This is a genomic window from Pedobacter sandarakinus (genome assembly GCF_026240095.1).
GTDB classification, from domain to species: domain Bacteria; phylum Bacteroidota; class Bacteroidia; order Sphingobacteriales; family Sphingobacteriaceae; genus Pedobacter; species Pedobacter sandarakinus.
The window spans coordinates 1-15,063 of the sequence record NZ_JAPIVG010000002.1 but is presented as its reverse complement, the minus strand read 5'-3'; the positions used below and the strand labels follow the sequence as shown (position 1 = coordinate 15,063).

Sequence of the window (15,063 nt, the reverse complement as noted above, 5' to 3'; positions counted from 1 at the left end):
CATGGTATTTATAGAAAAACAGGGCTTAAAAATCTGGTGGTTATATTTGATTGCTGCAACAACCATCTTTCCAACAGTGGCTATCGCCCTTTTTTACAATGGCGGAATGGGCTGGAATGAATTAACCGCATCCTATTTTGCACCTATATGGGCGGGCCTGATACCATTCGCTTTGATTTACCTGTTAGCACAATGTAAGCTAACGCTGAAGATTGATGATGATGGAGTTTCCTATCGTTACGCACTGGTAAGCTGGAAACTTAAATACATCCCCTGGCGAGAAATTGACAAAGCCTACATCCGAAAATATGATGCGTTTTCGGAATACGGCGGTTATGGTGTAAGATACAGGCTTTGGTTCAAGCTAAAAGATAAAGCATACTTGTTAAACGACCATAATATGGGCTTGCAGCTCGAGTTAAAAAATGATTTGAAAGTATTGTTCAGCTCCAATAAAATTGAGGAACTGAACGTTTTCCTGGTGAACCTGAAGAAAGAGATTAACATACAAGCAATTCAGCAGTGATGGCGGAAAAAGAGAAAAAAGCATTTGTATTAAGGATAAGCCCCGGGTTGCTTAAAGATATAGAAACTTGGGCTGCCGATGAATTCAGAAGTACAAACGGACAGATAGAATTTCTCCTTACTCAAGCTTTAAAAGCAAGGAAAAAGGGAAAGGTAAAAGAAGAAGAAAAATAAAGCATCTTGTTCGAGCATGAGCGAAAGAGATAGCAAGGATGCATGTCATTTTACGCTAAATTAACCCAAAAGGCGTTATTGAAATAGGAAAAATTGATAACTTAGCAGCCTAACCAAAAATTCATAAAAATAATTATTCATGAGAGAAGTTGTAATCGTATCAGCTGTAAGAACCGCTATTGGTAGTTTTGGAGGCACACTGTCTCAATTTTCTGCGCCTCAATTGGGTGGTTTTGCCATAAAGGCGGCTGTAGAACAGGCAAACCTACAACCCGAACAAATACAGGAAGTGTATATGGGCAACGTATTGTCTGCCAATTTAGGTCAGGCACCTGCTACACAGGCTGCTAAGCTTGCCGGACTTCCTGATCTGCCTGCAACAACTGTTAATAAAGTTTGCGCTTCTGGCACTAAAGCCATTATGCTGGCGGCACAAAGCATCGCCACTGGGTTTATTGATATTGTGGTGGCTGGCGGTATGGAAAGCATGAGCAATGTTCCTTATTATTTAGATAAAGCAAGAAATGGTTACCGCCTTGGTCATAGCCAACTTACAGATGGATTGGTAAAAGATGGCTTATGGGATGTGTATAATGATTACCACATGGGTTCGGCAGCAGAACTTTGCGCAAGTACTTGTAATATCAGCAGATCAGATCAAGACCAGTTCGCGATAACATCTTACCAAAGGGCGCAAGCTGCACAGGCCGAAGGTAGATTTGCTAAAGAAATTGTACCGATTGAAGTAAAAGATAGAAAAGGTGATGTTTCAGTTATCGATACAGATGACGAACCAAGCGCTGTAAAGTTTGATAAAATACCAGGCCTGAAGCCCGTATTCCAGAAAGATGGAACGGTTACTGCCGCCAACGCCTCAACCTTAAATGATGGTGCCGCAGCCCTCGTGTTAATGAGTGCAGAAAAGGCAACAGAATTAGGCATAAAACCACTGGCCAAAATTTTAGGTTTTGCAGATGCACAACAGGCTCCCGAATGGTTTACCACCGCACCATCTAAAGCGATTCCGTTGGCATTAGCTCGTGCAAATGTGGCTATGGCTGATGTGGATTATTTTGAAATTAATGAGGCATTTTCTGTAGTGGCGATTGCCAATAACCAGGAGTTGAATTTAGATGATCATAAAGTAAATGTAAATGGCGGTGCGGTTGCATTGGGTCATCCCCTTGGGGCATCTGGAGCACGGATAGTAGTTACCTTACTTTCAGTTCTGGAGCAAAATAAGGGTAAGATTGGCGTGGCAGGAATTTGCAATGGAGGGGGCGGTGCCAGTGCGCTGGTTATAGAAAAATTAGCATAAATGAAGCGAAAGCACTTATTTTTTTTAGCGATTATATTATTGTGCCTGAACACTCAGGCCCAACAGGCAAAACCAGGTCTTGATGTATTTCAGGATTCCTTGGTAAAAATTTTCGATGCCACACTGGCTGCCGAGAGTGATGCAAAAAAGGCAGAATTAAATGGCAAGTTTATCAAAACGCTCGTAGAGGCTTTGAAAGTTTCTAACTCCTTCGATTATGGATTTGATTCTTTAAAGAGCGTGTCTGTAATTAAATCCCCAGACCAGGCCTTTAGATCCTTAAGTTGGTATGTGCCGCAAGAGGGTGGCACCTATCGTTACTATGGCACCATCCAAATGAATACAGGAAAGGGTCCGCTAAAGTTGTACCCACTGATCGATCAAAGCGATAATCTTAAAGATCCCAACATCATCACTACTAACCAAAATTGGTATGGCGCACGTTATTACGAAATTGTTCCGGTAACCGGAGCTAGTCGCCTCCCCTATTATGTGTTGCTCGGCTGGAAGGGAAATACCCAGGCCACCACGAAAAAAGTAATTGAAATCCTTACTATTGAAAAAGATGGGTTGAAGTTTGGCGCACCAGTATTTGATGGAAAAGATTTAAAAACAAAAAACCGGTTCATATTCGAGTACACGAAATCTAATGCGATGACTTTGAAAACCGATAAAAAAGCCGGAATGATTGTTTTCGATCACCTCGCTCCAATCGATCCTGAAATGGTTGGGAGATATGATTTTTACGGTTCAGACGGCACTTTTGATGGTTTTAAAATTATAGGCGGTAAATTGAAATGGCAGGAAGGCTTAGAACTGAACAATGATCCAAATGCCATGGATGAACAATACGCCGACCCGAAGAAAAATGTTAAACCGATTAGAAAGTTTTAACATCTTTAATCTGAACTACCCTCATTTTCAAAGCACTAACTTAAAATTTGTGAGTTTGGCAATCGCTGACTATATTGCGCCGTTCAAACTAACTTAAACAACACACAAATTCTGAAATCATCAACTAAAACCAATAAAAGTTTTATGCAAAAACATAACGAAACCATCGCTATTGACCACGATAAGGAGCTTGATCTCCATCTAGCTAGTCAGGGTGTATCGAGCGAGAAGTTATTTAGTCACCCTGTAGGCTTGTTCGTACTCTTCTTTACCGAAATGTGGGAACGTTTTAGTTACTATGGAATGCGTGCCATTTTGGTATTGTTTCTTATTAGCGACATTAGTAAAAATGGTTGGGGTTGGCCTCGCCCGGAAGCCTTACAACTTTATGCATTATATACAGGTCTCGTTTACTTTACGCCAATCTTGGGAGGACTAATAGCCGATCGGTTTACCGGATACAGAAAAGCGGTAATTATTGGCGCAGCCATCATGACTCTAGGTCACGCTTCAATGGCCTTAGAAGGTGTTAACACCAATTTCTTTTATGTAGGTCTATTATTTCTGATTATCGGTAATGGTTTCTTTAAGCCAAATATTTCATCAATTGTAGGAAAGTTGTATCCACCAATTAGTGATAAAAAAGACAGCGCCTATGCTATTTTTTATATGGGTATTAACTCTGGCGCTTTTATTGGGATGTTGATGTGTGGTTACATTGGCGAAAAAGTGGGATGGCATTATGGATTTGGACTGGCGGGTATTTTTATGCTCTTCGGGATGTTGCAATTTTATTTTGCTCAAAAAATTTTCGGGGTAATTGGCGCTTCAGTAGATAAAGCTGACCAAAAAGAAAAAGCAGACCCTACAGCCGTTGAAATCCCAAAACATGTGAGAACACAACGTTTATGGGTGATTGCCATTCTTTCGATCTTCACTATCTTCTTTTGGATGGTGTTCGAACAAGCTGGAGGATCGATGACCATCTTTGCAAAAGATTATACCTTAAGAAATCTTACCGGAGGTGCTGCAACAACTTTTAAATGGATTGACAGTATTTTAACCATTTTTCCATTGGTAGCGGTAACTGTGGTGCTCATTAGCTTAGCATCGAAGATCTTTAAAAAATACCCTGCTACAATTTTATTTACATTGTTAAGTTTTCTAATTATCTGGGCATTAGCGATTTGGAAGGTAGACAGGGAATTGGGTTCTGTAAGCACAGAGGTTCCAGCTTCTTGGTTTAGCGTGCTAAACAGCTTCTTTATCGTATCCTTGGCACCTATTTTTTCGAAATTCTGGGAGAGTAAATTTAATCCCAGCGGACCTGTTAAATTTGGTTTCGGGTTAATATTTGTAGGTATCGGCTTCGCCGGATTAGCATATGGAGGTTCGAATATTCCACAAGGTGCAACATCAGCACAGGTAAGTATGTTCTGGCTTATTTTTGCCTATTTCTTCCACACCGTTGGCGAGCTTTGCATTTCTCCGGTAGGCTTATCTTATGTAAGTAAATTGGCACCGGCAAATCTGGTAGGTTTGATGTTCGGTGTGTTCTTCACCTGTACCGCAATTGGTAATTACCTTGCTGGCGCAACCGGTTCTATGATCGATAAGATTAGTAGTGAATATTCAATTGCCACATTTTTCTTAATATTTACCATTATTCCAGTGGTAGCGGGCTTTATTATGTTTGCAATAAGCCCTATTTTACGTAAATGGATGCATGGCGTACACTAAAAATAGCTACAACAACATTAAACTAAAACCCGCTTCTACAGCGGGTTTTTCCTTTTAAATAACTGATGGAAAAAGAAATTACCATATCGCAGATTCAAAATTTCGAAGGGAAATACCCCAAGCAACTTTGGCATCTATCATTAGTTGAAATGTGGGAGCGCTTTTGCTTCTATGGTATGCGTGGCGTACTTGCCTTTTTTATGGTCGAACAACTGGGCCTAACAGATCAGCAGTCGAACTTACAGTATGGTGCTATCCAGGCTTTTGTGTATGCCTTTACCTTTATTGGTGGAATATTTGCCGATAAGGTATTGGGATTCAAGAAATCCCTGTTCTGGGGTGGCACATTGATGATTGTGGGCAATCTCATCCTAGCGTTTTCTCCAAAAGATCTTTTTTATATGGGCATTACGCTATCCATCATTGGCACTGGTTTCTTCAAGCCCAATATTTCTTCAATGGTAGGAGAACTTTACCACGAAAATGACAACAGAAGAGATGCCGGATATGGTTTGTTTTATGCGGGGATTAATGTGGGGGGCTTACTGGGCGGTGCTTTATGCATTTACCTTGGAAAATATTATTCTTGGCAATATTGCTTCCTATCTGCGGCACTGGTAATGGCTTTCGGTTTAGGCACCTTTATCCTCACCAAAAAACATTTAGGCCCAATTGGAAGCTCTCCCCTGCTACATTTAACCGCCTTCAAGCAGCGTTTTGCAGAGACTGCCGTATATATTGGGTCGTTACTCTGCATCCCGTTAATTTTTATCATGGTAAAAAACACAGCTTTTACCGACTATTTTATGTATAGTATTGGCGTGGTGGCACTTCTTTATTTTATCTATGAAACGGTGAAGATAAAGGATAAGACTGCCCAATACAAGCTAATGGCTGCATTCGTATTTATTTTCTGTTATTTCATCTTTATGGCAATTTCAGAGCAAAGCGGCGGCTCTTTATCTTTATTTGCAAAAGACAATTTAGACAGTAAAATACTATTCTTTAATATAGATCCTAACGTGGTTAACAATAGTGTTAATTCATTTTTTATCATAGTGTTTAGTCCGGTTGTCGGCATTTTATGGCTTGGCCTTTACAAGCGCAAGGTGGAGCCCAATACCATCGTAAAATTTGGTTTAGGCTTTATCCTGCTGGCGGCCAGTTTCTATGTGTTTTACGCAACAAGGTTTTTTGCAAACTCGGAGGGCATTAGTTCATTGAACGTTTTCACCTTCGCATATTTGTTATTAACCTTGGGCGAGTTGTGTATAGGCCCAATTGGCATGTCTATCATCACAAAGCTTTCTCCAAAAAGGATGTTTGGAATGATGATGGGTTTATGGTTCCTCTTCAGCGCTTTTGGCCAACTGGCAGCAGGCAAATTAGGCGCAGAAATGTCTAGTGTTGATGGCGCCTCTGGTGCTACCAGACTCATTGCCTATACCGATGGCTACAAGGATTTGGCGCTTTACTCGCTTATTGCTGGCTTAGGATTAATCCTTTTATCACAATTGATTAAAAAGTTGATGTACGAAGTTAGGTAAGCAATTGTGACAATATTAAAACCCGTATTAACAGACCTGATAAGGGTTTTTTCATAGATAATATTTACTTTCGCCCATTGAAACTTAAAGCCAGAAATTAATCAGGATAAAAACGTGTCAGACAGTTTAGTAATCATACCTACCTATAATGAAAAGGAAAATATCGAAAAGATTATCCGAAAGGTATTTTCTTTAACCCAGCCTTTTCATGTGTTGATTATTGACGATGGATCGCCAGACGGCACTGCTGGAATCGTGAAAGCTCTACAGGAAGAGTATGCAGGTCATCTTTTTATCGAAGAGCGTGCTGGGAAACAAGGACTGGGAACGGCTTACATTTATGGCTTTAACTGGGCACTTCAACGCGATTACGAATTTATTTTCGAAATGGATGCCGATTTCTCTCATAATCCTGACGATCTGAGCAAACTGCGGATGGCTTGTGTTAATGGGGCAGATGTTGCTATAGGTTCGCGTTATGTAAAAGGTGTTAATGTAGTGAATTGGCCCATGGGTAGGGTGCTAATGTCTTACTTCGCTTCGATGTATGTGCGCTTTATTACGCGGATTAACATCCAGGATGCTACCGCAGGCTTTAAATGTTACCGCCGACTGGTTTTGGAAACCATACCGCTGAACAAAATCCGCTTTGTGGGTTATGCCTTTCAAATTGAAATGAAATTTACGGCAATAAAATTTGGGTTCAAGGTTGTAGAAGTTCCTATTATTTTTACTGACAGGACAGAAGGAACATCTAAAATGAGCACCCGTATCTTCAGAGAAGCTTTTTTAGGTGTGATTCAAATGAAGGTTAACAGCTGGTTTCGGAAGTACGACCGAAAATAACTCCCTACGAAAATTCAGCTAAGTTGTTCGCTCCGCAGCGTTTGCTTATTTCTGCTTGCTTGCCCTGATCATTGTACCGAAATCCTGTAATTCTTCCATCGCTTTAATCGTCATGGTTAACCGCTTGGTTCTGGTGGTTTCTGTTTTGGCTTCATTTATCCACCTGATAAAGTAATGCTGGTGAGATTTAGGTTGTTTAAGAAACCGTTGCAACAATCCCTCTCCGTCAGCTAAACAAAGTTCCAGATCTTCCGGAAGCTCCATTTTAAAGTCTTTATCTTCTGCTAACCAAAGTTCAAGTTTATGACCAGCCTCTTTTTTTAGTTTTTTGCGCAGATCTGATTTTAGGGCAAGTATGAAGTCTCCATCACCCATTGGCGTGGTAGCCATTCCAGCGATCTCCGTTTGATCCATTAGCCCTTTTACCCGGAATGATACTTTACAATCAGGTTTAATTTGGGCTGCTACTGCCGCCGGGATAAAAACATAACTCCAACCTGTTTTTTCACCCATTTTATCAAAACGTTCTATCTCTGCTTGAAGGTAAATCATCAACTCTTAATTGTTAATAACGCATAAATGGTACTTCCCTCCTGGTCTGAATCATCCACCAGGAAAGTATATTCCTTTTGGAACAGCATCGGTACCTATCCAGCAAACCAAAACTAAACATTTTGTTTAATACTTTAAATTGCCTATCGTTATTTATGGAACAGTTATGGTCATTTCTGCCAAGCAATCATTTTTTAGATTGATCTTCAAAAGTCAAGACGCCTGCTAATTAGCAGCAACCGGGTTTACCTGAATATCTAATTTTGCAAACTTTAAAACCTCAACACTTTGAAAACCAAAATCTTCTACAATTTTGCCCAGGATGAGATAGCATCCTTTGCCTTTAAAGGGATACATCGGGGTGGCATTTGGAAAATGAACGGTATCAAAAAAATCTCCGTTGGCATCTAAAAATGTTCCAAACCACATCTTGCTGTTTTTGACTGTTCTAACGGTTTTTTCACAGACATAATTTCCAACCATTCTTACACTGCTACCAACATGTTTGTGCAGATCTGCAGCCATGACATCGCCACGATACTGCGTTTTCAAAAAATCGAACATCTTGAAGTTTAAAGGATATCCCAATAATTCCAGTTCGACGTAAGCATCTTCCAATGCCGAGTTATCAAGGTCTGGCAGTCGATAGCTTCGTTGTGTAGACTCGAAAAGCGCTAAGGTATTAGGTTGTTTCTGCTTATGCCCGAGGTAGTTATAAATTTCCCAGAGCAGCGTTTTCTTATCCTTACCCGTAAATCTTAAGGCACCAAGGCGAATTAATAAAATTGCTTGCTCTAGCGTAATTTGTGTGCGTTTAACGAAGGACCCTAAATCTTTGTATAGCCCGTTGCGCCTTCGCTCTAGTGGAATTAAGCCAATAAACTTATTTTCCAGCCCTTGGATGCCAATAAAACCAAGATAGGCATCGTTTCCATTGATATTTACAGCCTCATCGCTGTGGTTTACGCAGGGTAAATGCACCTGGGCACCCGCCTTTTGTAATTCGTAAACATATACCCAACGACTATAAAAACCACCATAATTATTCAAAACTGCCACCATAAACTCTTTGGGGTAATATGTTTTGAGAAACAGACTTTGGTAGCTCTCCACTGCGAAAGATGCCGAGTGGGCTTTAGAAAAGCTGTAGCCAGCGAAAGAGGAAATTTGTCGCCACACCTCCGTAATCAGTTCCATGGAATGGCCTTGCTTTCGGGCAGAGCTGAAAAATTTGTTCACCAATTCTTCGAAAGCCAGCTTCGATCGGTACTTGCCACTCATGGCCTTCCGCAACACATCCGCATCAGCTAAATCGAGGCCTGCAAAGTAGTGACAAACCTTTATCACGTCTTCTTGATACACCATTACCCCATAGGTTTCTTTAAGCTGCTCCTCCATTTCAGGACAGAGATAAACTACCTGATGCGGGGCATGATAACGCTCAATAAATGCTTTCATCATCCCGGAACTGGCCACGCCCGGGCGGATGATGGAACTGGCAGCTACCAACGTGATGTAATTATCGCAGTTTAATTTCTTAAGCAACTGCCTCATTGCTGGCGATTCGATATAGAAACAACCAATTGGTTGTCCTGCTTTGAGGATAGCATTCAAATTGGGATCATCTTTGAAACGCTTAAAATCGTGGATATCGACATTCACATTTTTATTCTGCCTGATGATTTGAACGGCTTCCCGAATATGCCCGATACCCCGTTGACTAAGAATATCAAATTTTTCATAGCCAATAGATTCGGCCTCATACATATCCCACTGCACCGTTGGAAAGCCTTTTGGTGGCAGATCTAATGCCGTGTAATAAGTGAGCGGCTCTTCTGATATCAAAATCCCTCCAGCGTGGATGGAACGTTGGTTGGGCATATCTTTAAGATGCTGATGTACGGCCAACAGTTGCTGATAAGTACGACTGTGAGCATGCTCATGAGCCCGTGATGGATCGCTATAACCATCGATTTCATCTTTTGGCAAACCTAAAACCTTACCAATCTCCCTGATTACTGCCTGATCTTTAAAGGTGCTCATTGTACCTAGAAAAGCAACATGCCACCTGGGGTATTTGTTAAAAATATAACGCTGGATGGTTTCCCTTTCATCCCAGGCGAAATCGATATCGAAATCTGGCGGACTTGTCCTCTTTTCGTGAAGGAATCGCTCAAAATATAGATCAAGATCGATTGGATCTACATCGGTGATGCGCAAACAGTAAGCCACAATACTGTTGGCACCAGAACCCCGGCCTACATGGTAAAACTTACATTTACCCATGGCGTAGCGAACAATATCAAACGTTATCAAAAAATAGGCACAATATTTTTTAAGCGTTATGATGCGAAGTTCCTTCTCCATTCTGGCTCTTGCCGTGGCATTATCGTTTCCGTATCGGTAAGCAAGGCCTTTGTATGCAATACGACGAAGCAAAAGTGTGTCAAAATTTGCACCTTCCTTTGTGTAAGAAAATCGATTCTTAGATTGCACATGTGGCTCGAAATAAGCACTTAAATCGCATGCATCCAATAGCGTTTGAGTGTTATCGATAATGAAAGGATAATGCTTAAACTGCTCTTTAACCTCCTCCTCTCCAATAAAACACTCTTTAGGGCTACAGGTTTCAGCCTCAGGAACCATACTTAGCAGGGTGTTTAGTGCTATTGCCCTGAGGTATTGATGAATCCGAAAAGCGACTTTATCACTAATCGTTATAGGATGCCATACTACCAGCTTATGCTTTTGATTAGGCATCAGCGGATGCTGGTAAAGTTGATTGAGTTGATTAGATCTGATGCCAACGAACTCGTTTTCGGCTAGTTCTCGTGTAAAAGTCCTGCTAAATGGATAGATGAAAAATGTGTCTTTTAGCTGTGGTGCCAGGACTGGTAACGGAATGCCATCTATATTGTGGGTGCTTAAAAATTCGTTCAGCAGCCGCATGCCGGTTTTACTCTTGGCAATGCCCACATAAAGCAATACCCCATCCGCACGAAATTCGATACCCGTGATAGGTTTGATTTCGTAAGGCAGGTTCCCGCTCTGGTTTTCATCGGCAGGTTTAGCAATTCCTTGTTGATAACAGGTTCGAATAAATTCTACGGCCCCACTTGAATTATTTATATCTGTTAGCACCATTTGCCCAATACCCAGGGCACGTGCTGTTGATACGAGGGTTGGAACATCCATCGTACCATATTTTAGACTGTATGAGGAATGTACATTCAGAAACATTATGCAATTATATTTTTAGTGACTGACACCTATTGTAAATATGTACATGGACAGCAGACCTGGCTGCATAACTTAGACCACTCGAATCAATTCATGGTGATAACCACCTCAGTTAAATTTGCTGCCGTGGTCGGTATTTATAAATGTTCGTATTCTGGATTTCTTTCTAACTTCTGGATCAACTTCATCATCAACTGGCTTAACCTTATTTTTTCGTGGATTATATTTGATCACTTTATTGTTTTCATCCTTTACGGGCGGATTGACAATACAGGCTTTTACAACAGATTCTATACCGTAGTTTGCCCGCACCCTATCCATGGCCTGGTATAAATCATATTCTTGTTCTGATGTGTGATACAAGCCTATTTGCTCAAAGCCGTTTACCAGATGCGAAAGCCTGACGCCAATTAAGCGCAATAGCATTCGCTTGGTATAAAGCCTTTTGAATAGATCTTGTGCCTTGGTAATGAGGAAAGAGTCGAGCGCTGTGTAAGGAATTCTGGCTTGCTGTGTTACCGTTTCAAAGTTAGAGTAACGAATGGTAACTGTAATGCATGCCGTTAATTTCTGTTGACTCCTGAGTTCGTAAGTTAAGTTTGTAACCATTCCGCTTAAAATGGATTTCATTTTTTCGATGTCCATGCTATCGCTTTCGAAAGTGGTTTGCGTGCCTATGGACTTCCGCTCGCGGTATGGCACAACCGGAGCGAGATCGATGCCATTGGCCTTCTGCCATAAGGATAAGCCATGCTGACCCAAAATCTTAAACATCAGCTCTCTTGGAATTTCTGCCAGGGTTTGTATTTTACGTACCCCCATTTCACTAAGCTTCTTATAAGTAGCATCGCCAACGCCGGGAATTTTATGTACGGCTAACGGATTTAGAAATGGTCTAACCTGTGGATAGGGAACCTCTAGCTGCCCATTTGGCTTACACTCGTTTGTACCGATTTTTGCAACCGTTTTATTGACAGATAAACCAAACGATATAGGCAAGCCAGTTTCCCTGATAATGGTTTGCCTTAGGTTTGAAGCAAATTTCATGCAGCCAAAAAATTTGTCCATACCAGTCATGTCAATATAGTGTTCATCAATGCTGGCTTTCTCAAAGAGCGGCACCCGCTCGGCAATGATTTCAGTGATCTCGTGGGAGGCTTTGGAATAATCGTCCATATTGCCGCGGACAAAAATGGCCTGCGGGCAAAGTTGCTTAGCCATTTTACCGGGCATTGCCGCATGTACCCCGAATTTTCTGGCTTCATAACTACAAGAAGTAACTACACCCCGATCTGCAGTACCACCCACAATAACCGGTTTACCCAATAGCTTAGGATTTTTCCGCAACTCTACCGATACAAAAAAGGCATCCTGATCCATGTGAATAATGTGCTTCTCTTTCTCTTCCACAACTTCAAAATTAAATAAACAACAAGCGCTAAATTACTAATATATTTAGTATTTTATCATCTTATGCGATGAGATTTATCCACATTTTGCCAACAATTTTGGTTGTTGATTAACAAGGTTGGTTGTGTCTTGGAGCTATTGTTTTTGCAGTTTCAGATGACGCGGTGGCAGGGAGAAAGTAGCCTGGTTAGCTAGACGGAGGTGTTTAAACCTGACCGAGTGTTAGCCCGGAGGTGAGGTACGAACCGAGGACTATTAAACGGAGGGCAGGACGGGTGTAACCCCTGTGCAGCAATTTGCTTTCCAAAAATAAAAGTTAAGGATATAAAAAAAGCCTTGACCTGTACGATCAAAGCTTTTGAAATATAGTTGGTTTGGTTTACTGTTTAACGATCTTAAATTCAGTTCTTCTGTTGAGTTGATGATCGGCTTCACTGCAATTAACGCCATTGCTACAGTTATTTAGGAGCTGTGTTTCTCCGTAACCTTTTGCAGTAATTCTGTTCTTTTCGATTCCGCGAGAAATGATGTACTGAACGGCAGACTCAGCTCTTTTTTGCGATAAAGACATGTTGTAACCATCTTTACCGCGACTATCAGTGTGTGAACCAAGCTCGATCCATATGGTGGGGTTATCGACCATGATTTTTACTAACTTATCTAGCTCAACGGCAGCATCCGGACGGATGTTCCATTTATCAAAATCGTAATAAATATTTTCGATCTTGATGCCTTTGTTGAGTTCGATTGGATCTAGATACAAGTCTTTAACCAACACTTGAGATTGATTTAGGCCTACAGTGGAAACATCTTCTACGCTGGCGCGATAACCCGTCATTTCTCCGGTGAGGCGGTATGATGCATCGGTAGCCAAGTTAAATTTAAAGTTACCGTTATCGTCTGCCTCAGCTTTCAGTTCGTTGCCGCTTACTTTGGCAAGGGTTACCAAAGCACCTGGTATCGGCTGGTTCGCTTTTTTATCGTAAACGCGACCTTCGAGTTTAAAGGCCAAAATTGCTTTTTGATCGATAACATAGATATCATCGTTACCTAAACCGGCGCTCCGGTTCGATGACAAGTACACGATACCACCTTTTTCGTTTAAGCTAAAAGCGAAATCGTCTTGCGGCGAATTAAAAGGATAGCGAAGGTTTTCGACCGGGCCAATTTTATCGCCCATTCTGAGGGCACGAAACACATCTAAGCCACCCATACCTATAAATCCATCGCTGGCGAAAAACAAATTATTATGGGCATCGAACACGGGGCTTCTTTCATTGCCTTCGGTATTAATCTCCTGCAGGTTAATTGGCTTTCCCCAATCTCCGGCCTCTGTTTTCATACACGCATAGATATCAGTACCGCCTTTACCGCCCGGCATATTAGAGGCGAAGTATAAACTCGAGCCATCTGCAGAAATAAAAGGATCGCCAACAGAGTAATGGTTGGAATCGTTGTATGGAAAAGGAATTGGTTTACTCCACGTTCCATCGACAGCTTTGTTGCTGCTGTAAATTTCTATGTTAACCGTGCTGGGTTTATTTTTGATTTTTTCTAAACGATCGGGAATTGGCGTCATGGTAAAAAACATGGTGTTGCCATCTGCTGTAAATGTTGCTGCGCCAACATGGTAGCGTGTACCAGTTTGGATGGGGAATAGCTTTAAGCTATCGTTTGGAGATTTGATATAGAGTTTAAGGTAGCCGTTCCCTGTCCATCCATAAATATTTTTATCGGGCATTTTAGCACCATCAAATTTTAAAAACGGTGTACCTTCTTTGGTTTCCATCCCGGTATTCGTTCTATCTGAAGTAAACACCACATTGCCCTGGTAGCTTACTGCCCCCCAGTCTGACTGCGAACTATTTAAATCTTTTTGATTGATTAACTCGATACTTGTGGGGTTCTTCATCCATTTCAGCGCAGAATCGCAGGAAGAAAGCCAGGCATTTCGCTGCCTGTCTGATACTGATTTGTTCTTGTCGATGAAATTGATGTATTGCACTTTTGCTTCGCTGTATTTAGAATTATTTTGCAAAGCCCTTGCGTAACCTAGCATATTTTCTGCGCTACTGCCTGGCATTTTTACGGCGATGGCATACCAACTTTCTGCCTGCTTGTAGTTGTTGGTTAATGCGTAGGCATTAGCTAAACGCTCTGCAGCATGCAAAGTTTCTTTCTTTTTGTATGCCTGCTCATACAAATCTATTGCCTTTGTGTAGTTAAATAATTCAAACTGCTGATCAGCTTCTTTGATTACATATTGCGCTTTAAGTGCGAAATTTGGCGCAAGAAGGCAGTAGAAGAGCAGAAATGTGCCTTGTAAAATCTTATTCATTGTTTGTTTGGTTAACGGCGTAAAATACTTAAAAATTTGAGATTTAAAAATACCTCGGCGTTGCTATCCTAACATTCGGTCTGAAGAAAGAATAAGCAATTGATATTTCGTGTGTACCGCCGCTGTAACCTTGTAACGGGCCGATGGAAAAATCGTAACCATAACCAATTCGTAGCTGCTGCGATGGAAAAATCTGTAGCGCCGCCACCGCAGAATTTCTCGGTGTAAGATCTCGTTGCAGGTAGCTCTTATCGTAAAGCTTAACACCTGTTCGGTAAGAACCTCCAACCCATAGGTAATCTTTGATAAGCAGGAATGCATTCAGGTCTAAACTGGTGGGACCACCCCTATCGTCTTTCAACAAAAACGATGGTTTGATACCAAAATCTTCTGACAGTGGAAAAAGTGCGCCTGCAGTAAGGTAATAGTGTGGCTTGGGCTGTGGAATAAATGCATACCGATCGATGTCGATGTAAGTG

Annotated in this window: 12 protein-coding genes; 7 read left to right on the top strand and 5 right to left on the bottom strand. The window is 41.3% G+C overall.

Annotated features, from left to right (window positions below; all coding sequences use genetic code 11):
• The first annotated feature begins 1 nt into the window (after position 1).
• From OQ268_RS05815 to OQ268_RS05785, 7 genes are all read left to right on the top strand, one after another.
• Positions 2-526, top strand: a complete 525-nt coding sequence (locus OQ268_RS05815; RefSeq protein WP_265855174.1) for a hypothetical protein — start codon at positions 2-4, stop codon at positions 524-526.
• A complete protein-coding gene (locus OQ268_RS05810; RefSeq protein WP_265855704.1) occupies positions 526-699 on the top strand; it encodes an Arc family DNA binding domain-containing protein in 174 nt (57 codons plus the stop codon). Before OQ268_RS05815 ends, OQ268_RS05810 begins: the two co-directional genes overlap by 1 nt.
• 139 nt (positions 700-838) lie before the next feature.
• Entirely contained in the window at positions 839-2,017 is a 1,179-nt protein-coding gene (locus OQ268_RS05805; RefSeq protein ID WP_265855173.1) for an acetyl-CoA C-acyltransferase, read from the top strand.
• Positions 2,018-2,911 carry a hypothetical protein gene (locus OQ268_RS05800; protein WP_265855172.1) on the top strand — a complete coding sequence of 298 codons (894 nt, stop codon included), beginning with the start codon at positions 2,018-2,020 and terminating at the stop codon, positions 2,909-2,911.
• Between the two features lie 144 nt (positions 2,912-3,055).
• Complete coding sequence (locus tag OQ268_RS05795; RefSeq protein WP_265855171.1) at positions 3,056-4,651, top strand: peptide MFS transporter; 1,596 nt, start codon at positions 3,056-3,058, stop codon at positions 4,649-4,651.
• Positions 4,652-4,716: 65 nt separating this feature from the next.
• Positions 4,717-6,198 carry a peptide MFS transporter gene (locus OQ268_RS05790; protein ID WP_265855170.1) on the top strand — a complete coding sequence of 494 codons (1,482 nt, stop codon included), beginning with the start codon at positions 4,717-4,719 and terminating at the stop codon, positions 6,196-6,198.
• Positions 6,199-6,312: 114 nt separating this feature from the next.
• Entirely contained in the window at positions 6,313-7,044 is a 732-nt protein-coding gene (locus OQ268_RS05785; protein WP_265855169.1) for a polyprenol monophosphomannose synthase, read from the top strand.
• Positions 7,045-7,089: 45 nt separating this feature from the next.
• Here the strand turns inward: OQ268_RS05785 and OQ268_RS05780 are convergent, their stop codons facing one another.
• From OQ268_RS05780 to OQ268_RS05760, 5 genes are all read right to left on the bottom strand, one after another.
• Positions 7,090-7,596, bottom strand: a complete 507-nt coding sequence (locus OQ268_RS05780; protein WP_265855168.1) for a YdeI/OmpD-associated family protein — start codon at positions 7,594-7,596, stop codon at positions 7,090-7,092.
• A 225-nt stretch (positions 7,597-7,821) separates the two neighbouring features.
• Positions 7,822-10,836, bottom strand: coding sequence for a DNA polymerase III subunit alpha (gene dnaE / locus OQ268_RS05775; protein ID WP_265855167.1), 3,015 nt, complete (start codon positions 10,834-10,836; stop codon positions 7,822-7,824).
• Between the two features lie 108 nt (positions 10,837-10,944).
• On the bottom strand, positions 10,945-12,246 hold the full coding sequence (dinB, locus tag OQ268_RS05770; RefSeq protein WP_265855166.1) for a DNA polymerase IV: 1,302 nt from the start codon (positions 12,244-12,246) through the stop codon (positions 10,945-10,947).
• A 379-nt stretch (positions 12,247-12,625) separates the two neighbouring features.
• Entirely contained in the window at positions 12,626-14,584 is a 1,959-nt protein-coding gene (locus OQ268_RS05765; RefSeq protein WP_265855165.1) for an OmpA family protein, read from the bottom strand.
• Positions 14,585-14,627: 43 nt separating this feature from the next.
• Positions 14,628-15,063 (bottom strand): type IX secretion system membrane protein PorP/SprF (locus OQ268_RS05760; RefSeq protein WP_265855164.1); only part of this gene is annotated, 436 nt, incomplete at its 5' end.